Annotated in this window: 17 protein-coding genes; 4 read left to right on the forward strand and 13 right to left on the reverse strand. The window is 68.4% G+C overall.

Features of this window, described 5'->3' with window-relative positions; all coding sequences use genetic code 11:
• Positions 1 to 410: 410 nt before the first annotated feature.
• The 10 genes from recO to V5F61_RS10005 all read right to left on the reverse strand — a co-directional run bounded on the left by recO (position 411) and on the right by V5F61_RS10005 (position 9,744).
• Positions 411 to 1,154, reverse strand: a complete 744-nt coding sequence (gene recO, locus V5F61_RS09960) for a DNA repair protein RecO (RefSeq protein WP_393988273.1) — start codon at positions 1,152 to 1,154, stop codon at positions 411 to 413.
• 20 nt (positions 1,155 to 1,174) lie between these two features.
• Positions 1,175 to 2,170, reverse strand: a complete 996-nt coding sequence (era, locus tag V5F61_RS09965; RefSeq protein WP_393988411.1) for a GTPase Era — start codon at positions 2,168 to 2,170, stop codon at positions 1,175 to 1,177.
• A gap of 125 nt (positions 2,171 to 2,295) precedes the next feature.
• Positions 2,296 to 3,003, reverse strand: coding sequence for a ribonuclease III (gene rnc, locus V5F61_RS09970; protein WP_393988274.1), 708 nt, complete (start codon positions 3,001 to 3,003; stop codon positions 2,296 to 2,298).
• Between the two features lie 5 nt (positions 3,004 to 3,008).
• Positions 3,009 to 3,761 carry a signal peptidase I gene (gene lepB, locus V5F61_RS09975; protein WP_393988275.1) on the reverse strand — a complete coding sequence of 251 codons (753 nt, stop codon included), beginning with the start codon at positions 3,759 to 3,761 and terminating at the stop codon, positions 3,009 to 3,011.
• Between the two features lie 174 nt (positions 3,762 to 3,935).
• Positions 3,936 to 4,310: a DUF1622 domain-containing protein gene (locus tag V5F61_RS09980; protein ID WP_393988276.1), complete on the reverse strand. Its 375-nt coding sequence runs from the start codon at positions 4,308 to 4,310 to the stop codon at positions 3,936 to 3,938.
• Positions 4,311 to 4,340: 30 nt separating this feature from the next.
• The gene (gene acpS / locus V5F61_RS09985) at positions 4,341 to 4,742 is read right to left on the reverse strand and encodes a holo-ACP synthase (RefSeq protein WP_393988412.1); all 402 of its coding nucleotides are present in this window, start codon (positions 4,740 to 4,742) and stop codon (positions 4,341 to 4,343) included.
• On the reverse strand, positions 4,742 to 5,515 hold the full coding sequence (locus tag V5F61_RS09990) for a pyridoxine 5'-phosphate synthase (protein ID WP_393988277.1): 774 nt from the start codon (positions 5,513 to 5,515) through the stop codon (positions 4,742 to 4,744). The genes acpS and V5F61_RS09990 overlap by 1 nt, the downstream gene beginning before the upstream one ends.
• A gap of 30 nt (positions 5,516 to 5,545) precedes the next feature.
• Positions 5,546 to 7,759 (reverse strand): RelA/SpoT family protein, encoded by a 2,214-nt coding sequence (locus V5F61_RS09995; RefSeq protein WP_393988278.1) that lies wholly within the window; start codon positions 7,757 to 7,759, stop codon positions 5,546 to 5,548.
• 179 nt (positions 7,760 to 7,938) lie between these two features.
• A complete protein-coding gene (locus V5F61_RS10000) occupies positions 7,939 to 8,913 on the reverse strand; it encodes a quinone oxidoreductase family protein (RefSeq protein WP_393988279.1) in 975 nt (324 codons plus the stop codon).
• Between the two features lie 87 nt (positions 8,914 to 9,000).
• A complete protein-coding gene (locus tag V5F61_RS10005) occupies positions 9,001 to 9,744 on the reverse strand; it encodes a TerC family protein (protein ID WP_393988280.1) in 744 nt (247 codons plus the stop codon).
• A 190-nt stretch (positions 9,745 to 9,934) separates the two neighbouring features.
• On the opposite strand from V5F61_RS10005, the gene V5F61_RS10010 reads away from it, so the two are divergent.
• Positions 9,935 to 11,152: a UbiH/UbiF family hydroxylase gene (locus V5F61_RS10010; RefSeq protein ID WP_393988281.1), complete on the forward strand. Its 1,218-nt coding sequence runs from the start codon at positions 9,935 to 9,937 to the stop codon at positions 11,150 to 11,152.
• 4 nt (positions 11,153 to 11,156) lie between these two features.
• Here the strand turns inward: V5F61_RS10010 and V5F61_RS10015 are convergent, their stop codons facing one another.
• The 3 genes from V5F61_RS10015 to V5F61_RS10025 all read right to left on the reverse strand — a co-directional run bounded on the left by V5F61_RS10015 (position 11,157) and on the right by V5F61_RS10025 (position 15,428).
• Positions 11,157 to 12,140, reverse strand: a complete 984-nt coding sequence (locus tag V5F61_RS10015) for an AEC family transporter (protein ID WP_393988282.1) — start codon at positions 12,138 to 12,140, stop codon at positions 11,157 to 11,159.
• A 120-nt stretch (positions 12,141 to 12,260) separates the two neighbouring features.
• Positions 12,261 to 13,910: a long-chain-fatty-acid--CoA ligase gene (locus V5F61_RS10020; protein WP_393988283.1), complete on the reverse strand. Its 1,650-nt coding sequence runs from the start codon at positions 13,908 to 13,910 to the stop codon at positions 12,261 to 12,263.
• Positions 13,911 to 14,105: 195 nt separating this feature from the next.
• Positions 14,106 to 15,428, reverse strand: coding sequence for an OmpP1/FadL family transporter (locus V5F61_RS10025; RefSeq protein ID WP_393988284.1), 1,323 nt, complete (start codon positions 15,426 to 15,428; stop codon positions 14,106 to 14,108).
• 420 nt (positions 15,429 to 15,848) lie between these two features.
• Here V5F61_RS10025 and V5F61_RS10030 point away from each other — a divergent pair, with 420 nt between their 5' ends.
• From V5F61_RS10030 to V5F61_RS10040, 3 genes are all read left to right on the forward strand, one after another.
• Positions 15,849 to 16,280, forward strand: coding sequence for a MerR family transcriptional regulator (locus tag V5F61_RS10030; RefSeq protein ID WP_393988285.1), 432 nt, complete (start codon positions 15,849 to 15,851; stop codon positions 16,278 to 16,280).
• 186 nt (positions 16,281 to 16,466) lie between these two features.
• The gene (locus V5F61_RS10035; RefSeq protein ID WP_393988286.1) at positions 16,467 to 17,612 is read left to right on the forward strand and encodes a thiolase family protein; all 1,146 of its coding nucleotides are present in this window, start codon (positions 16,467 to 16,469) and stop codon (positions 17,610 to 17,612) included.
• Between the two features lie 11 nt (positions 17,613 to 17,623).
• A complete protein-coding gene (locus tag V5F61_RS10040) occupies positions 17,624 to 19,954 on the forward strand; it encodes a 3-hydroxyacyl-CoA dehydrogenase/enoyl-CoA hydratase family protein (RefSeq protein ID WP_393988287.1) in 2,331 nt (776 codons plus the stop codon).
• Positions 19,955 to 19,963: the final 9 nt, after the last annotated feature.

The raw sequence follows: 19,963 nt of genomic DNA on the forward strand, positions 1-19,963 counted from the left end.
GAAATCCGCATGCTTTTGCGCAAGGTTCGGTCCCACTGCTGCCGCGCTCCTCTCCTAGCGTTCAGATGCTGGGCGCAGATCCGAAAGATCACCCGCCCTGCGCAGACACAGGAGAGGGTGATGCGAAAGATCCTTTGGGCGGCTGGGGGCATCGTCGCGCTCGGCCTGCTTGGCGCCGGAGCGCCAGCTGTATCGGCAGGGACGCTCGCCGGTGCGGCGACGACCTTGGCCGGGCCCGCCGATCTCCAGGTCCGACCCGAGAACGTCTATTGGACGAAACGCTGCTGGCAGGAGCGGCGGTGGTGGGGTGGCCGCTGGCACTGGGTCCGCCGTTGCGGCAGCGTCTGGGTCGGCGGGCCGCGTCCCGGCCCCTATTGGGGCCCCCCGGGCCCGCCGCCGCCCCGCGGGCCCTACGGGTGGTGATCGCCTGAGGCCGCATCACGCCGCCAGGCGGCAATAAAATGGCCGCGCGCCTCGGAAAAGCCGAGGTTGCGCGGCTCCAGCACCCTCCGCTGCAGGAAGAAGCCGGTGAGGCGTAGCGCATCCTCCACCTCGCCGCAGGAAGGGCGCGCGGACGCCCCCACGAGGAAGGCCGGCAGCGGCAGAAGCCGCGGGGCATAGGGCGCGCCCGCCTCGCGGCAGACGGCGCGCCCGCTCCTGGGCGAGACGTAGACGAGGTCGTCGCGCCGGCCGGTGGCGGCGCAGGCGTCCAGCTCCAGGCCGAAGCCCAGCTCTCCCAGCAACGCAAGCTCGAAGCGCGCGAGCAGCATGCCGGCGGAAGGCGCATCCTCGAACGCATCAAGGATGGCGCCAAGGGTGACGTAGAGCCCGTCCTGGGGATCACGCTCGGGCAGCAGCCGCAGCAATTGCGTGAGATGGGTGATGCCGTAGGCGGCATGCGGCGCCCGCATCACGATCTCGGCCCGGATCACCAACGGCTCCAGGGTGAAGTTGCCCATGTGCTCGTCGAGCCGGGCGCGCCAGGTGGCGCTGACGGTGTTGCCCGGCTGGAGCGTGGGCGCCTGCCGACGCGAGGCGCCGCCCCGCACCATGCCCAGATGGCGCCCGCGCCGGGCCGTGAGCAGCTCGACGATGGCATTGGCCTCGCCGTGGCGCCGCACGCCCAGCACGATGCCTTCGTCCTTCCACTCCACGGCTCAGCCCTCGGCGGGGATCACCCGCCCCTGGGGAATTCAAGCCCCATCTCGCGATAGCGCTCGGGGTCATCAGCCCAATTCTCACGCACCTTCACGAACAGGAACAGGTGCACCGGCACTTCCAGGATCTGAGCGAGCTCGGCCCGCGATTCCGAAGAAATGGTCTTGATGGCCTGCCCGTTCTTGCCGAGCGCGATCTTTCGCTGGCTCTCGCGCTCCACATAGATGGTCTGCTCGATGCGGACAGAGCCGTCGCGCAGCTCCTTCCAGCTTTCGGTTTCCACCGTCGAGCGGTAGGGCAGCTCATCATGCAGGCGCAGGAACATCTTCTCGCGCGTGATCTCCGCCGCCAGCATGCGCATGGGCGCGTCGGAGATCTGGTCTTCCGGATAGAGCCAGGGACCGGGCGGCACCGTCTCCGCGAACCAGCGGCGCACGTCCGCCACCCCGTCGCCTGTGTGCGCGGAAACCATGAACACCCGGTCGAACGGCATGCGGAAATTGATCTCCGCCGACAGGGCCAGCAGCGTATCGCGGCGGATGAGGTCGATCTTGTTGAGGATCAGCGCGCGCGGCTTACGGATTTCGGACAGCGGGGCGACCAGCGCCTCGATCTCCTCGTCCACGCCGCGCTTGGCGTCCACCAGCAGGGCGATCACGTCCGCGTCGGCAGCGTGGGTCCAGGCGCTCGCCACCATGGCCCGCTCCAGCCGGCGCTTGGGCGCGAAGATGCCGGGCGTGTCCACCAGGATGACCTGCGAGCGTCCCTCCAGCGCGATGCCGCGCACGATGGAGCGCGTGGTCTGCACTTTATGGGAGACGATGGATACCTTGGTGCCCACCAGGGCGTTGGTCAGCGTGGACTTGCCGGCGTTGGGGGCGCCGAGCAGGGCGACGAAACCGCAGCGGGTCGGGCCGGCAGGAGGCGGCGTTTTGGCTTCCGGCGCGTCGTCGTCCTCGAAATCGTCGTCGATGTCATCGTCATCGAGATCGTCGAAGCCCTCGTCACCCATGTCCTCGAGGGCAGCGTCCGCGGAGGCTGCGTGCCGCAGAGCCTCTTCCTCGTTGCTCTCAGCTCCGGCCGGAGCCGTGGTCGTGCCGGGCATGGCGGGCCCGGCCTTGCCGCGTCGCTTGTCGGTCATGCTCGGCTCGCATCCTTTTCCCACACGCCTTCCCGCACCAGGAAGGCGGCGGCGGCGGCCTTCTGCGCCGCCTGCTTGGAGTTTCCTTCCGCCTCCGCCGGGACGAGCCCCGGCAGATCGACGGCAACGGTGAAGCGCGGGGCGTGGTCGGGACCCGAGCGCGCCACATCGCGATAGCTCGGCGGCGGCAGGCCGCGCGCCTGCGCCCATTCCTGGAGCACGGTCTTGGCGTCGCGCAAAGGCCGGCGCGGAGCCTCCAGGCGCGGACGCCAATAGCGCTCCACCAGGGCGTTTGCGGCGGGATAGCCGCCATCCAGGAATACAGCCGCCACCACACTCTCGGTGACATCAGCGAGAATGGCACGCCGCTTGTGGGTACCCGACTGCGCCTCCCCCGGCCCGAGGCGGATGTGGGGGCCGAGGTTCATGTCGGCAGCCACCTCGGCGCATGCCTCCTCGCGAACCAGCTCCGCGAGGCGGCGGGAAAGCTCTCCCTCCTCCGCCTCCGGAAAGGCATCGTAGAGCATGTGGGAGACCACGGAACCAAGCACGTGGTCGCCCAGGAATTCCAGCCGCTGGTAAGAGCGCAGGCGCGGGGCCTCGCCCTTCACGGCGCTGATGTGGGAAAGGGCCAGATCGAGCAGGGCCCGATCCTTGAAGCCATAGCCGATCCGCCTCTCGAGGGCGGAGAGATCTTCATGCACGCTGGTCAGTTCACCGTTTTGAACACGCGGTCCCATCGCACCGTCCAGGGCCATGTCCACACCTGCCAGGCCGACGCGCCCTCGTCGATGGAGAAGAAGATCATCTGCGCCTTGCCGATGAGGTTCTCGAACGGCACGTAGCCCACTTGGCTCAGGACGCGACTGTCCGCCGAATTGTCGCGATTGTCACCCATCATGAAATAGTGGCCGAGCGGCACCTCATAGACGGGGGTATTGTCGTAGAAGCCGTTATCCACGAGGTCGAGGGTCTCGTAGGAGACGCCGTTGGGCAGTGTTTCGCGCCAGCGCTTCACGGGCACGGCGCGGCCGGTGCCATCATCCTCGGTCACGTCGGACAGGCGCTCGCGCTTCACGGGCACGCCGTTGATGTGCAGCCAGCCGTCGATCATCTGGATCTTGTCGCCGGGCAGGCCGATGACGCGCTTGATGTAATCGGTCTCGTTGTCGCGCGGGAGCTTGAACACCACCACATCGCCGCGCGTGGGCTCCTGGCCGAAGATGCGACCGGAGAACAGGTTCGGCGAGAAGGGGATGGAGAAGCGCGAATAGCCGTAGCTGTACTTGGACACGAAGAGATAATCACCGATCAGCAGCGTGTCCTTCATGGATCCCGAGGGAATGTTGAAGGGCTGGAACAGGAAGGTGCGGATCAGCAGCGCGATCAGCAGCGCCTGGACGATCACCTGGACGGTTTCGAGGAATCCGCCGTCCTTCTTCGAATCGCTGGTCGCGGTCATCGGGGGTCCGAGAAAATGAGAACGGAACGCAGCGTGCAGCAAACTACGCCGAAACTGAGGACAGCGCGGCCGGGCGCCGCTCCGGCCACGGGAGTGCGCCCCCTATAGAGGCTTCCCGCCCCCGCGGCAACGCACGCCCCAGCGTCACGGCGCGATTTGCCGGCAGCGTGCCCTTCACGCCTTTGTGCCCTCGCCGTCCCTCCGCGGCGCCTGCCAGGGCCAGCGCCCCTCGATCTCCACCTCCAGCGAGAACGACAGGAAGGTGCGGATGAGCACGATGCCCGCGAGCACCGCGAGGCTCTGAAGCGTCGGCTCTATGGCGACGGTGGAGATGATATCCGCGGCCACCAGCAGTTCCAGCCCCAGCAGGATGGCCATACCGAGCGACGCGCGGCAGGCGCGGAACGCCTCCGGCACCGGATGCCCGGCCAGGAGACCCTGCGCGAACCGCCACAGGGCGACGACAATGCCCAGCACGATGACGACCGTGCCCGCGACCTCGATGCCGCGGGTGGTCCAATGGAGGAGCCCGCCCAGAATGTGGTCCATCAGGAGATCCCTGCGCCCGGTCCCGGCGGCTCAGCCGCGCGGCACGGCGGAGATGATGACGTAGGCGGCGCAGAGCGGCCCCTCGTCGGTGAGGGTGAGGTGGATGCGCGGCTCGAAGCCGTCCGGCACCATGGCGGCCAGGCGTTCGGCGGCGCCGCCGGTCAGTTCCAGGGTGGGCTGGCCGGAGGGCAGGTTCACCACACCCATGTCCCGCCAGAACACCCCCTGGCTCAACCCCGTGCCGAGGGCCTTCGAGCATGCCTCCTTGGCGGCGAAGCGCTTGGCATAGGTCTCGGCCCGCAGCTTGCGCGCGTCGGCCTTGGCGCGCTCCTGGGGTGTGAACACGCGATCGAGGAAACGCTCGCCGTAGCGCTCGATGGACTTGGCGATGCGGCGCGCATCCGAGAAATCCGAGCCGATGCCGAGGATCATCATGCCGCCGCCCCGGCGCTGGCCTGCCTCCGGCCGCGGGCGATGGCCTCCCGCATGGTGCGGATGGCCTCGCCGAGGCCCACGAACACCGCCTCCCCCACCAGGAAATGGCCGATGTTCAGCTCCGCGATCTCGGGGCAGGCGGCGAGGCGCTCGGCGGTCGCATAGTCGAGCCCGTGGCCGCCGTGCACCTCCAGCCCCAGCGTCTCGGCCGCCTTGGCGCCGGCCTTCAGCCGGGCCAGCTCGGCCTCCGCCTCGGAGAAACGGCCTTCGGCGATGGCATCGCACCACGCGCCGGTGTGCAGCTCCACGATGTCGGCTTCGAGGGCGCGCGCCGCGGCGATCTGCGCCGGCTCGGCTGCGATGAACAGCGACACGCGAATGCCCGCTTCCTTCAGCAGCGCGATGCGCGGGCGCAGCTCGTTTTCCTGGCCGGCGGCGTCGAGCCCGCCCTCGGTCGTGCGCTCCTCGCGCTTCTCCGGCACGAGGCAGCAGGCGTTGGGGCCGATGCGGCGGGCGATGGCCACCATCTCGGCCGTGCACGCCATCTCGAAATTAAGCGGCAGGCCCACTTCCGCCTTGAGGCGCTCCATGTCCGCATCGCGGATGTGGCGGCGGTCCTCCCGGAGGTGGGCGGTGATGCCGTCCGCCCCCGCCGCCTTGGCGAGCAGGGCCGCGCGCACGGGATCGGGCAGGGCCCCGCCCCGCGCGTTGCGCAGGGTCGCCACGTGGTCGACGTTCACACCCAGCCGCACCGGCATTGCGCGTTCCATCGCTGCTGCTCCTTGAGACGGCGCGCGGCGTCAGTCGTTCACGCGCTCGACGCTCGATACCACGTCGCGGGCCTTGAGGTCAGAGATGATGCCGTTCAGGTGGCGCAGGTCGAACACCTCGATGTCCACCACCATCTCCGTGAAATCCGCCGAGCGCGAGCGCATGGTCAGGCCCTCGATGTTGCCGCCCCGGTCACCGACCGCGCCCGCCACCTGCGCGAGCGAGCCCGGCTCGTTGCGCGCGGTCACGACGATGCGCGCGGGGAAACGCCCCTCGGAAAGCTCGTCCACGTCCCAGCGCACGTCGAGCCAGCGCTCCGGCGCATCCTCGAAGCTCTGCAGGGACTGCGACTGGATGGGATAGATGGTGATCCCCTCCCCCGGCGTCAGGATGCCGACGATCCGGTCGCCCGGCACGGCGCCGCCATTGGGGGCGAAACGCACCGGCAGTTCGCCGTTGATGCCGCGGATCGGGATGGCGTCGAGCCGCTCCAGCGGCGCGCCCTCGGGAATCTTGAACTTCAGATTGTGCCCGCGCTTCAGCTCGAACCAGCCTTCCGCGGTGGAGGCCCCGCCGTTGGCGCGGTCCTCGGGGCGCGGCGGCACCCATTCGGGATAGGCGGCGCGGATGAGATCCTCGGTCTTGATCTCGCCCCGGCCCACGGCCGCGAACACATCCTCCGCCACCGCGCGGGCGAGGCGCGGCACCGCCCGGCCGATGACCTCCTCCGAGAAGGACTTGCCCGCCTTGGCGAAGGCCCGCTCCGCGATCTTGCGGCCGAGCCCGGAATACTGCGCCCGCACCGCCGCGCGCGTGGCCCGGCGCACGGCGGCGCGTGCCTTGCCGGTGACGGCGATGGTTTCCCACGCACCGGGCGGGCTCTGCGCCTTGGAGGTGATGATCTCCACCTCGTCGCCGTTCTTCAGCTCCGACACCAGTGGCGCCACCGTGCCGTTGATCTTGCAGCCCACCGCCGTGTTGCCGACATCTGTGTGCACGGCATAGGCGAAGTCGATGGGCGTCGCCTTGCGTGGCAGCGCGATCAGGCGGCCCTTGGGCGTGAAGCAGAACACCTGGTCGTGGAACAGCTCCAGCTTGGTGTGCTCCAGGAACTCCTCCGGCGAGAGGCCCTGGGAAAGGTTCTCAATGGTCTTGCGCAGCCAGGCATAGGCCCGCGTCTCACCGGAGAGCATGACGCCGGGGGCACCCGAGGGGTCCTTGTAGAGCGCGTGGGCGGCGATGCCGTATTCGGCGATCTCGTCCATGTCGCGGGTGCGGATCTGCAGCTCCACGCGCTGGCGGCGCGGTCCCACCACCGTGGTGTGCACGGAACGGTAGTCATTGGGCTTGGGGGTGGAGATGTAGTCCTTGAACCGGCCGGGAACGATGGCCCACTTGGTGTGGACGACTCCGAGGGCGCGATAGCAGTCCTCCACGCTCGCCACGACGACGCGGAAGCCGTAGAGGTCCGAGAGCTGCTCGAAGCCGATGGCCTTGCGCTCCATCTTGCCCCAGATGGAAAAGGGGCGCTTCTCCCGGCCCTTCACCTCGGCGTCGATGCCGCGCTGCACCAGCGCCTCGCGCAGGTCGCGCTCGATCTCCTGCACCAGCGGCCCGTTGTGCTGCCGTAGCTCCGAAACGCGCGTTGTGATGCTCTCGTAGGCCTCGGGGGAAAGCTGGCGGAAGGAGAGGTCCTCCAGCTCCTCGCGCATGTCCTGCATGCCCATGCGGGCCGCGAGCGGCGCGTAGATGTCCAGCGTCTCCTGGGCGACGCGGTCGCGCTTCTCCGGTGGCACCCATTTCAGGGTGCGCATGTTGTGCAGGCGGTCGGCGAGCTTCACCAGGAGCACCCGCACATCGTCGGCGATGGCGAGCAGCAGCTTGCGCAGGTTTTCCGCCTGCTTGGCCTGCTTGGAAACGAGGTCCAGCTTCTTGATCTTGGTGAGGCCCTCCACCAGCGTCGCGATCTGCGCGCCGAACAGGCGCTCGATCTCGGCCTTGGTGGCGTCCGTGTCCTCGATGGTGTCATGCAGCAGGGCCGCCACGATGGTGGCATCGTCCAGCTTCAGGTCCGTGAGGATGGCCGCGACTTCGAGGGGGTGGGAGAAGTAGGGGTCGCCGGAGGCGCGCACCTGATTGCCGTGCGCGCGCATGGCGTACACGTAGGCGCGGTCGAGCAGCGCCTCGTCGGTGTTGGGATTATACCGTCGGACGCGCTCGACGAGTTCGTATTGGCGCATCATGGCCGGAACGATCCGTCGCAGCACGGGCAGGGCAGGTTTCCGCCGGATGCGGGCCGCCCCTTCCTTTTGAATACGTCAGATATCGGATGGAGGCGGGGCGGGCGCAAGGTGCTGGTTCTGCTTCTCTTCAGGAAAACCGGGCCCGCGTACCGAAGCGCGCGGGCGTCCGAGGGGGCCGCTCAGGGCAGCAGCAGGGTCGAGCCCGTGGTCTTGCGCGATTCGAGGTCCTTGTGGGCCTTCTGCACATCCTTCAGGGCGTAGGTCTGGTGGATGGGGATCTTCACCGCGCCGTCCAGCACCACCTCGAACAGGTCGTTCACGGTGGCGAGCAGGTCCGCCCGCTTCGACACGAAGGTGGCGAGGGTGGGCCGCGTGGCGAACAGCGAGCCCTTCTGCGACAGGAGCAGCAGGTCGAAATTCTTGATGGCGCCGGAGGCGTTGCCGAAGCTCACCCACAGGCCCAGCGGCCTCAGGCAGTCGAGCGAGGCGGGGTAGGTCGCCTGCCCCACGCCGTCATAGACCACGTCGCACATGCGGCCGCCGGTGATCTCCTTCACCTTGTGCACGAAATCCTCGTCCCGGTAGAGGATGACGTGGTCGCAGCCATGGGTGCGGGCCAGCTCCGCCTTCTCCTTGGAGCCGACGGTGCCGATGACCGTGGCACCGAGATGCTTCGCCCACTGGCAGAGGATGAGCCCCACGCCGCCGGCGGCCGCCTGCACCAGGATCGTGTCGCCCGGCTTCACCTGATGGGTGCGGCGGGCGAGATACTGGGCGGTCATGCCCTTCAGCATCATCGCCGCCGCCGTGCGGTCGTCGATGGAGGCCGGCAGGTGCACCACCAGGGCGGCCGGGATGTTGCGCACCTCCGCATAGGCGCCGATGGCCATGGCGTAGGCCACCCGGTCCCCCTCGTGGAAGTCGTTCACGTCCGGCCCGACGGCAGAGATGACGCCCGCGCCCTCATTGCCGGGAATGAACGGCAGCGTCGCGGCCTTGTAGAGGCCGGTGCGGAAATAGACGTCGATGAAGTTGAGGCCGATGGCGGTCTGGCGAATCTGTACCTCGCCCGGCCCCGGCGGCGGCACGGTGATCTCCTCGTAGGTGAGCACCTCCGGCCCGCCCGTGCGATGCACCCGAACCCCGTGGACCATAACGCCTCCCCTTCCCCGCCGCAGACTGTTCCGGCCGGATCATAGGGGTAGGGACGCGGCCCGCAAGGGCCGGCGCTCACTCCCGCGCTACGCAGCGCCGCTTTGCCGCCGGCGGCGACGGCGCGCGGCCGTCATGTTGAGCATCTCCACCAGCACCGAGAAGGCCATGGCGGCATAGACGTAGCCGCGCGGGATGTGCACCTCGAACCCATCGGCGACCAGCATCACGCCCACCATCAGCAGGAAGGCGAGGGCGAGCATCTTCGCCGTGGGATGGTTCGAAATGAAGCGGCTGAGCGCGCCCGAGGCCCAGAACATGATGGCCACAGCCACGATCACCGCCGCCACCATCACCTCGACATGCTCGGCCATGCCGATGGCCGTGAGAATCGAATCGATGGAAAAAATCAGGTCGAGCATCGCCACCTGGGCGATGACGAGCCCGAAGGCGCGGCCCGCCACGGCGGAGGCGCCTTCTTCCGCCGGATCGTCCTCACCCTCCATCGCGGCATGCATCTCCATCGTCGCCTTGGCCACTAGGAAGCCGCCGCCGCCGATAAGGATGAGGTCGCGCCAGGAGATGTCGATTCCGTAGGCGACGAACAGGGACTGCTGTAGCCCGATCAGCCAGGACAGGGTGAGCAGCAGCCCGATGCGCAGCATGAGGGCGATCGAAAGGCCGATCTGTCGCGCTCGCAGCGCCTGCCGCGGCGGCAGCTTTTCCACCACCAGGGAGATGAAGACGACATTGTCGATCCCCAGCACGATCTCCATGACCGTGAGCGTCACGAAGGCGGCCCACGCCTCCGGCGAGGTGATCAGCGCGAGCATTCGTCTCCCCCAAGGTGGCAGGCCGGTGCCGGGATACGCACTCCGCCTTGTCGCGCACGCGCGGCGGCGCTTCAAGGCGGAACGGCGCGCGCCTGCTATGATGGGGCAACAGACCGCGCCCCCCGCGCGCTTCGGCTGGGCTAGTTTCCCGCGGGCGCGGACGGATGGGCCCGCCACGGTGGAGGATCTCATGGAAGCGACCCCGGCAGCGATCACGGCATCGGAAGACTCGCACGGCGCCGCCCTGCACGACGTCGCAGTGGTGGGCGCCGGCCCGGCGGGGCTGGTGATGGCGCTCGGCCTTGCCGCGCGCGGGGTGTCCACGGCCCTCGTCACCGGGCCGGAACGCGCGGCGGACCATCGCACCACCGCCCTGCTCGACGGTTCCGTGCGCATCCTGGAGGATTTCGGCCTGTGGGCGGCGCTCGCGCCCAAGGCGGCGCCCCTGCGCGACATGCGCATTGCCGACGCCACCCGCCGCCTGTTCCGCGCGCCGGAGGTCACATTCCGCTCCGCCGAGATCGGCCTCGACGCCTTCGGCTACAACATCGAGAACGACCCGCTCCGCCTCACCCTGTTGGAAGCCGCGCTGGAGCAGCCGCGCCTGCACATCGCCCGCACCAGCCTCACGAGCCTGAAGGTGGAGGAAGACTCCGCCCGGATCGAGCTGGCGGACGGCTCCGCGCTCCGCGCCCGCCTCGTGGTGGGGGCGGACGGGCGCGGCTCGCTGGTGCGCGCCTCGGCCGGCATCGGCATGCGCACGCGGGCCTATCCGCAGGTGGCCTTCACCGCCATCGTGCGCCACACCCGCCCGCACGAGGACATCTCCACCGAATTCCACACGGAAAGCGGCCCCTTCACCCTCGTGCCCCTGCCGGGGGATCGCTCCAGCATCGTGTGCGTGGTGGGCGAACGGGAGGCCCTGCGCCTGCTCGGCCTTTCCGACGAGGCCCTCTCGCGCGAGCTGGAGGCGCGGGCTTCCTCGATTCTTGGCCGATTCGAGGTGGAGCCCGGCCGCGGCGCCTTCCCGCTCTCGGCCGAGACCGCCGAACGACTGAGCGCGCCCCGCATCGCCCTCATCGCCGAGGCGGCGCACATCATGCCTCCCATCGGCGCGCAAGGGCTCAACCTGGGCCTGCGCGACGTGGCTGAACTGGCGAATCTGGTCACGGAAGCCGCAGCGCGGGGGGAGGATGTGGGCGGCCCCGAGCTGCTGGAGCGCTACGCCCGCGCCCGCCGGCCGGACATCGACGGCCGCATGCGCGCCGTGGACGTGCTCAACCGCTCGCTGCTCTCGGATTTCGTGCCGATCCAGGGCGTACGCGGCTTCGGCCTCTACCTGCTCGACCGGGTGGGCCCGCTGCGCCGCAGGCTGATGCGCCTCGGCGTGGGCGATCGGGCGGCCTGAGCGTTCACCGCATCAGATCGAGCGGAATCACGCCGGCCCGCAGCAGGTAGAGCATGGCGGTGACGGTGAAGACCGAGCAGACCGTGCCGATGAGCACGGCCGTGGAGGCTTCCTCCACATACGTATGGTACTGCCGCGCGAGCACGAAACAGTTGAGCGCGGGCGGCAGCGCCGCCATCACCAGCAGCGTCTGCGCCCACACGGGCGACCAAGCTACCCCCCAGCCCTGGGCGAGGACGCCGACGAGCGACAGCGCGAGAAGCGCGATGGCCGGGTGCGCGACCAGCTTCAGCCCCAGCAGCGGCGCCAGCTCCAGCGGAATGCGCCGCAGCGGGCGCAGCGCCACCGTCACGCCGAGCGTGAACAGGGCGCAGGGCGCCGCGGCGTTCTTCAGCCCGTCCAGCAGGCGCGAGACGGCGTCCGGCTCGCGGAAATGCACGGCGGCGGCGAGCACGCCGAGCAAAGTGGCGATGTTGAAGGGATGGGTGAAGACCCGCCTGGCGATGAGCCCGAAGGTGGCGGCGAGGCTCTCGCCCCGCCCGCGCGTGGCCATGAGCAGCGGCACCAGCGTGAAGAACAGCATGCTGTCGCAGGCGAAGATGAGCGCGGCGGGCGTCGCAGCCCCCTGCCCCAGCGCCGCGATGCTCAGCCCCGGCCCCATGTAGCCCACGTTGGCATAAGCCCCCACGGTGGTGGCGATGGCCGCCTCACCCACGTTCCCGCGCCGGAACCACAGGCCGATGCCCAGCGCGATGGCCGCCGTGGTGGCGGTGGAACACACCACCGCGAGAATGAAGGCCGGGTTCGCCAGCTCCTCGAACGGGGTCTGCGCCACGATGCGATAGAACAGGGCCGGCAGCGCCACATAGATGATGAAGAAGGTGAGCCAGGCGAGCCCCGCCTCCGGCAGCCGAACCAGCCGCCCGCAGAAATAGCCCAGAAAGATGAGCCCGAAGAAGGGAAAGACGAGGCCGAACAGGTCGCTCATGAGGGGATCTGAGGTTGGCCTCGGGGGCGGGGAGAGAACGACGGCCGTCCGCGCCCCCAAGGCGCGGACGGCCGTTTCCCGCGTAAAGAGAACGTGCGGCCCTGACAAGCAAGGACGCGCTCAGGTGCTCTTGCGCGCGCGCTCCTCCTCGATCAGCTCCTTCTTGGAGAGCTTGCCCACCATGCTCTTGGGTAGGCTTTCGCGGATCTCGATCTCCCGCGGCATCTCGATCTTGGAGATCTGCGCCGAGAGGAAGGAGAGCAGCTCTTCCGGGGTGGCGCTGGCGCCGTGGCGCAGGGTCACGAAGGCCTTCGGCGCCTGCCCGCGATAGGCATCGGGAATCGCGATGGCCACCGCCTCCGACACCGCCGGGTGCAGGTACAGCGCCTCCTCGATCACGCGCGGATAGACATTGTAGCCCCCGCACAGAATCACATCCTTGATGCGGTCCACCAGGAACAGGTAGCCGTCGACATCGAGATAGCCCACATCCCCGGTGCGCAGGGCGCCGTCCTGGAAGCTGTCGATGGTTTCAAGCGGGCGATTGTAATAGCCGCGCATCACCTGCGGCCCGTGCACATAGACCTCGCCCTTCTCCCCCACGCCGCACAGCCGCGCGGGATTGGCCAGGTCGTGGATCTCGATGACCGTGCCCGGCACGGCGGTGCCCACCGAGCCGTCCTTCACCAGCCCCAGGGGCGGATTGGCGGTGACCACCGGCGAAGTCTCGCTGAGGCCGTAGCCCTCCACGAGCTTGCAGCCGGTGAGCCCCTCGAATCGCGCGCGCACCTCGCCCGGCAGCGGCGCGCCGCCCGAGATGCACAGGGTGAGCGAGGACAGGTCGCGCCCCTCGATGCCGGGCGCGCCGTTGATGGCGGCGAAGATGGTGGGCACGCCGGGGAACATGGTGGGCTTATCGCGCTCGATGAGGTCCAGCACGTCCGAAAGGGCAAAACGCGGCACCAGCAGGATCTCGGCGCCCAGGCAGATGGGAATCACCATCACCGTCTGCATGGCGAACACATGGAACAGGGGCAGCACCCCCACCACCCGCTTCACGCCGATGCGCCGGCATTCGGCGTGGATCATCACCTGCTGCGCGTTGGCGGAAACGTTGGCATGGGTGAGCATGGCGCCCTTAGGGACGCCGGTGGTGCCACCCGTATATTGCAGCACGGCGATGTCGGTGACGGGATCGATGACCACGGGCCGCGCGCGCTCCCCATGGCGCAGCAGCGCCGCGAACGGCAGGTGCAGGCCGTCGCCAGGGCGGAATTCCGCCTGCTCCTTGCGCTTGAAGAGGGTGAACAGCATGCCCTTGAGCCAGGGCAACACGCCAGCCATGGGGCAGACGATGATGCGCCTCAGCCCCCCCTCCTGGGCCACCGCCGCCACCCGCGCATGGATGAGCTTCACGTCGGGCACCACCATGAGCGTGGTGCCTGAATCCCGGATCTGGTGCCGCAGCTCACGCTCCACATAGAGCGGGCTGAAATTCACCACGGTGCCGCCCGCCTTCATGATGGCGAAGAAGAAGATGACGGAATAAGGCGTGTTGGGCAGGCACAGGCCCACCTTGCTGCCGGGGCCGACTCCTTCGGCCTGGAGGCCCGCCGCCACCTTGTCCACGAACGCGCCGAGTTCAGTGTAGGTCCACTGCCGGCCTAAAAAATTGAGGGCTGGCTTGGGGCCGTGCTCCGCGACGCTGGCGTCGAGCAGGTCCGGCACGGGAACCGGCACGATAAGCGTGCTTTCGGTCCGTTCGAGCATGGGCGTTCTCCCGCGTGGCAGGCGCGCCGTCGCCGTTTGCCGGCGTTTCGGACGCTTGGCCCGCCGTCTGTTCTTGATGTCGTCTGGAGGCGCGCCGCCTCGGGCGCGCCGTTCGCTTCAGTCCAGGATCGGCCCCGATTGCGCCGGGACGGCGACGCCCCACCGCCGTCCCGCCGATCGCGCCTCGCCGCGAGGCTATTTGGTGATGAGGCTCGCCTGCTGGGGCACCGCGCCGAACTTGTAGCGCAGGCCCACGGAGACGATGTCCACGTAACCGTCGTTCACTTCCCCCACCAGCACGCCGCTCAGGGTGTTTCCGGTCTTGTAGGGATACTGGTCGATGGGGCTGTCCTCGCCGAAGATGTGGCTGTAGGCGAAGTCCATGGAGAGCTGCTGCGTCACCGCATAGGTGAAGCCGGCGGAGAGCCACAGGCGGTTGGTGTCCGGCAGACGGGGAGAGCGGGTCTCGTCGGGCACGGGGGTGAGTTCGTAGGCGAGGCCGGCGCGCAGCGCGAGCTTCGGGTCCCACTGGTACTCGACACCGCCGGAGAAGAACCAGCCGCTCTTCCACTGCAGGTCGAGCACGCTCGCCACGCCGGCCGGGGTGCGCACCACGAGCTGGTCCACTGACGACCAGTCGGTCCATTCCACGGTGCCGAGCACCGTCCACTGCGGCGCCACCTGGGAACGCAGGGAAGCGGTCACCTGCCCCGGCAGGGTGAGGCCGGCATTGGCCGCGTACTGGGCGATCTTGGTCTGCAGCATGAACATGCTGAGCGTGCCCTCCAGGTCATGATCCATGGAGGATTTGTAGCCGATGCCGATGCTGGTCCCCGCCCAGGGCGTGAACAGCACGCCGAGGTTGAAGCCGACCCCAAGGTCATCCCCGTCCACCTGGGCATAGAGATTGTTGGCAGGGGGCACGATGCCCGTAAAGACCGCATTGCTCAGCCGCGCATCAATGTAATTGACGCTGACGCCGCCGCCAATGGTGAGCCAGGGGTTCACCTTATAGGCGATGGAACCCTGGGCGTTGATGTCGAAGATGCGGCTGTAGCAGCCGTAATACCGCCCGGACCAGCTGCACGGCGCATCGGAGATGAGGCCGAAGGGCACCGTGAGCCCGAACCCGACCGCGATATTGTCCCAGGCGTAGGTAAGGAAGGTGGTGGGCAGCAGGGCGTCGTCGATGATGTCGCCCACCCCCGCATTGCCGAGGTTCGCACCCGTGAGGGGCGCCCGCGCCTCGTACACGTCCACCGAGGCATGGGGCATGATGTAGGTGAAGTTGCTCTCGATGTTCATACCCGGCGAGAAGCTGATCGCCGCCGGGTTCCAGAACATGGACGCGAGCCCCTCGCCCCCCGCGGCGGAGCCGGCGAACGACGTGCCCTGGTAGTAGGAGCTCTGCTCCCGGAGCCCGAAGCCGCCGGCCTGCGCCTCGGCGGCGAGCAGGGTGGCGAACACAGGCAGCGCAACGCAGCCGGCACGTCTGACCAGGACGGTGGATCTGAACATGACTCCCCCTTGCTCGGCGCGCCCGGACTTGATGCCGAGCGGCGCTTGCGAATGTGGCGTTTCCTCGGGGCACGGCACGCTGCGGTGCACTATTGGTTTCTAAGGTGCCCTATACGTCATCTAGGATGCCTAAACGAACAGCCACGTCAACCGCCATCGTGGCCATGATGTGCGGAAGGCTCATCATATTTCGACAGCGTTGCACGAACAGCACGCGGAAGCTTAAGCGTGTGCTTCTCTCCCGCAGTACAATCCGTATGCGCGAAGAAAAAAGACATTGAAGCTGACGTATTCGTTGCAGCGCATCATGCGTGTTTTTTGGCCTCGCATGCCACGGCGGTGAAAATCGGCGGGGAGGGTCTTGCGCCGAAGGTCAAAGCATGTATCGTCAGTGCGGATAGGTGACGTATAGGTGAATTTGTGGCATCGACAGGCAAACGTGGCAGCGGTGGCGGCCCCACCGACACCTTCTTCACCGTAACGGAGCTCGCACGCGACCTCGCGGTGACGCCGCGCACCATCCGCTTCTATGAGGACAAGGGCCTCATCACCCCCCGCCGGGCCGGCACCATGCGCGTCTACACCAAGCGCGACCGCGCCCGGATGGTGCTGATCCTGCGCGGCAAGCGGCTCGGCTTCTCGCTGCGAGACATCAAGGACTATCTCGACCTCTACGACATGGACCCCACCCAGTCGGAACAGATGCGGATGCTCCTGAAGAAGGTGGAGAGCCGGCTGGAGTTGCTGGAGGACCAGCGCCTGGCGTTGGAGGAGACCATCGTCGAGCTCCGGGAGATCCAGGACCAGACCCTCGCGGGCCTCGCCAGCGGCGAAGCCAAGGCCGCGGGCTGAACCGCCCTCGGGGCGCACTTTCCAGCAAAGCCGTGGGCGGGGCGCGAGGAGCGCCCTGGACGCGACAAGATCGGGCCCGTGGGAAACTGCGGCGCCCCAACACGCCGCCCCCGTCGGCGGAAAGCAAAATGCCCCCGCGGCGTCGCCGCAGGCGGGTGGAAGAAACGCACACAGGCAGGAGCGCTCATGCATAACGTCGTGATCGCGGGCTACGCCCGCTCGCCCTTCACCCTCGCCAAGAAAGGCGATCTCGCGCGCCTTCGCCCCGATGATCTCGCCGCCCAGGTGGTGGCCGAGCTGGTGGCGCGCACCAGGGTGAAGGTGGAGGACATCGAGGACCTCATCGTCGGCTGCGCCTTTCCGGAGGCCGAGCAGGGCTTCAACATCGCCCGCCTCATCGGCATGATCGCGGGGCTGCCGCAATCGGTGGCCGGCACCACGGTGAACCGCTTCTGCGGCTCGTCCATGCAATCCGTGCACATGGCGGCGGGGCAGATCCAGCTCGGCGCCGGCGAAGCCTTCATCTGCGCCGGCATCGAGAGCATGAGCCGCGTGCCCATGACCGGCTTCAACCCCATGCCCAACCCGGCGCTCTACGCCAGGATGCCTGCCGCCTACATGGGCATGGGCGACACCGCCGAGAATGTCGCCAGCAAGTGGCAGATCACCCGCGCCGACCAGGACGCCTTCGCGCTGCGGAGCCAGGAAAAGGCCACCCGCGCCGAGGCTGAAGGCCGCTTCAAGGCGGAGATCGTCCCCGTGCACGTCAACGGCAAGGTGAACAGGACCGTGGACGCCGACGGCTGCATTCGCCGCGACGCCACGCTGGAAGCCCTCGCCAGCCTGAAGCCCGCCTTCGACGAGAACGGCACGGTCACCGCCGGCACCTCCTCCCCCCTCACCGACGGCGCCTCCGCCGTGCTGGTGTGCTCGGAAAGCTATGCCGAGAAGAACGGCCTGGAGCCCCTGGCGCGCCTGAAGAGCGTGGCGGTGGCGGGCTGCGCGCCGGAGATCATGGGCATCGGCCCGGTCGCTGCGACCAAGAAGGCTCTCGCCCGCGCCGGCATCTCCATCGCCGACATCAACGTGGTGGAGCTGAACGAGGCATTCGCTTCCCAGGCCCTCGCCTGCCAGCGGGAGCTGGGCATTTCGGAGGAGACCCTGAACATCGACGGCGGCGCCATCGCGCTCGGCCATCCGCTCGGCGCCACCGGCGCGCGCATCGTCGGCAAGGCGGCGGCGCTGCTGAAGCGCGAGGGCGGAAAGTATGCTCTCGCCACCCAGTGCATCGGCGGCGGGCAGGGCATCGCCACCGTGCTCGAGCGCGTCTGAGGGAGGCGCGCATGTCGTTCGAGATCAAGAAGGTCGCCGTCATCGGCGCCGGTGTCATGGGCGCCGGCATCGCCGCCCACGTGGCCAATGCGGGGGTCGAGGTGCTGCTCCTCGACATCGTCCCGGAAGGCGCCGCTAACCGCAATGTCGTCGCCGACACGGCGGTGGAGAAGCTCCTGAAGGCGGATCCCGCCGCCTTCATGTCCAAGAAGGCCGCCCGGCTCGTCACCACCGGCAACATCGAGGACAACCTCGCCGACCTCGCCTCGTGCGATTGGATCGTGGAGGCCGTGATCGAGCGGCTCGACATCAAGCAGGCGCTCTACGCGAAGATCGAGGCCGCCCGCCGGCCCGGCAGCGCGGTGTCGTCCAACACCTCCACCATTCCCCTCGCGGACCTGACCTCCGGCCTGCCGGAGAGCTTCCGGCGCGACTTCCTCATCACCCACTTCTTCAATCCCCCGCGCTACATGCGCCTGCTGGAGATCGTGGCGGGGCCGCAGACGAACCCCGACACGGTGGCCGCCGTCTCCCGTTTCGCGGACGTGAAGCTCGGCAAGACGGTGGTGACCTGCAAGGACACCCCCGGCTTCATCGCCAACCGGCTCGGCACCTACTGGCTCCAGCTCGCGGTGGGCGAGGCGTTCGCGCTCGGTCTCAAGGTGGAAGAGGCGGACCAGGTGATGGGCCGGCCCTTCGGCTTCCCGAAGACCGGCGTGTTCGGGCTCATCGATCTCGTGGGGCTCGACCTGATGCCCCACGTCCAGGGTTCGCTGAAGCGGGCGCTGCCGGCGTCCGATCCCTTCCACGCCACCCTGCGGGACGAGCCGCTGATCGCGCGGATGATCGAGACCGGCTACACCGGGCGCAAGGGCAAGGGCGGCTTCTACCGCCTCAACCGCGCGGACGGGCAGAAGCTGAAGGAGGCCATCGAGCTTTCCACCGGCGAATACCGCCCGCAGGTGAAGGCCAGCGTCCCGGAGCTGGAAGAGGGCGGCGGCAAGGACCTCGCCGCGCTCATGTCCGCCCCCGGCGCCGCCGGCCGCTACGCCCGCGCCGTCATGGCCCGCACGCTGGCCTACGCCGCGCGCCTCGTGCCCGAGGCGGCCGACGACATCGTCGCGATCGATGACGCCATGCGCCTCGGCTACAATTGGAAATTCGGTCCCTTCGAGCTGATCGACAAGATCGGCGCCGCCCGGCTCATCGAGATGCTGAAGGCAGACGCCGTGGAGGTGCCCGCCCTGCTGGCCCTCGCCGCCGACAAGCCCTTCTACCGTATCGAGAACGGCACGCGGCAATATCTGGGAGCCGACGGCGCCTATCGCGACATCGCGCGGCCTGAAGGCGTGCTGCTGCTGGCCGATATCAAGCTGAAGTCGCAGCCGCTCCTCAAGAACGGCTCGGCCGCCCTGTGGGATATCGGCGACGGCGTGGCGTGCCTGGAATTCACCTCCAAGAGCAACTCGCTGGATGAGGGCATCATCAGCCTGCTCTCCAAGGCGCTGAAGCTCGTGAAGGAGAAGCACAAGGCGCTCGTGATCTATAACGAGGGCACGAACTTCTCGGTGGGCGCGAACCTGGGCCTTGCCCTGTTCGCCTGCAACATCGGCGCCTTCGGCGAGGTGGAGAAGCTGGTGGCCACCGGCCAGAAGGCCTACCAGGACATGAAATACGCGCCCTTCCCCGTGGTGGCGGCGCCCTCCGGCCTCGCCCTGGGAGGCGGCTGCGAGGTCCTGCTGCATGTGGATGCGGTTCAGGCCCATGCGGAAAGCTACATCGGCCTCGTTGAATGCGGGGTGGGCGTGCTTCCGGCCTGGGGCGGCTGCACCGCCATGCTGGAGCGCTGGCAGACCGACAAGACCTTCCCGAAGGGGCCCATGCCCGCGCCTTCCAAGGTGTTCGAGACGGTCTCCACCGCCACGGTCGCCAAGTCCGCCGCCGAGGCGAAGGAACTGAAGTTCCTGCGCGAGAGCGACGGCATCACCATGAACCGCGACCGCCTGCTCGCCGATGCCAAGGCCCGCGCCCTGGCGCTGGTGGAGGGCTATGTGCCGCCCAAGCCCATCGAGCTCACCCTGCCCGGCCCCTCGGGCAAGGCCGCCATGGTGATGGCGGTGGAGGGCTTCGCCAAGCGCGGCCTCGCCACCCAGCACGACAAGGTGGTCTCGGCCGCCCTGGCCGAGGTGCTGACCGGCGGCGACACCGACCACATCGAGCCGGTGAGCGCGGCGCGGGTGCTGGAGCTGGAGCGCGAGGGCTTCATGAAGCTCCTGCGCACCACCGCCACGCTCGATCGCATCGAGCACATTCTGGAAACCGGACGGCCCTTGCGGAACTGAGCACCGCCG

The organism is Xanthobacter sediminis, from assembly GCF_043195015.1.
Taxonomy (GTDB): Bacteria; Pseudomonadota; Alphaproteobacteria; order Rhizobiales; family Xanthobacteraceae; genus Xanthobacter.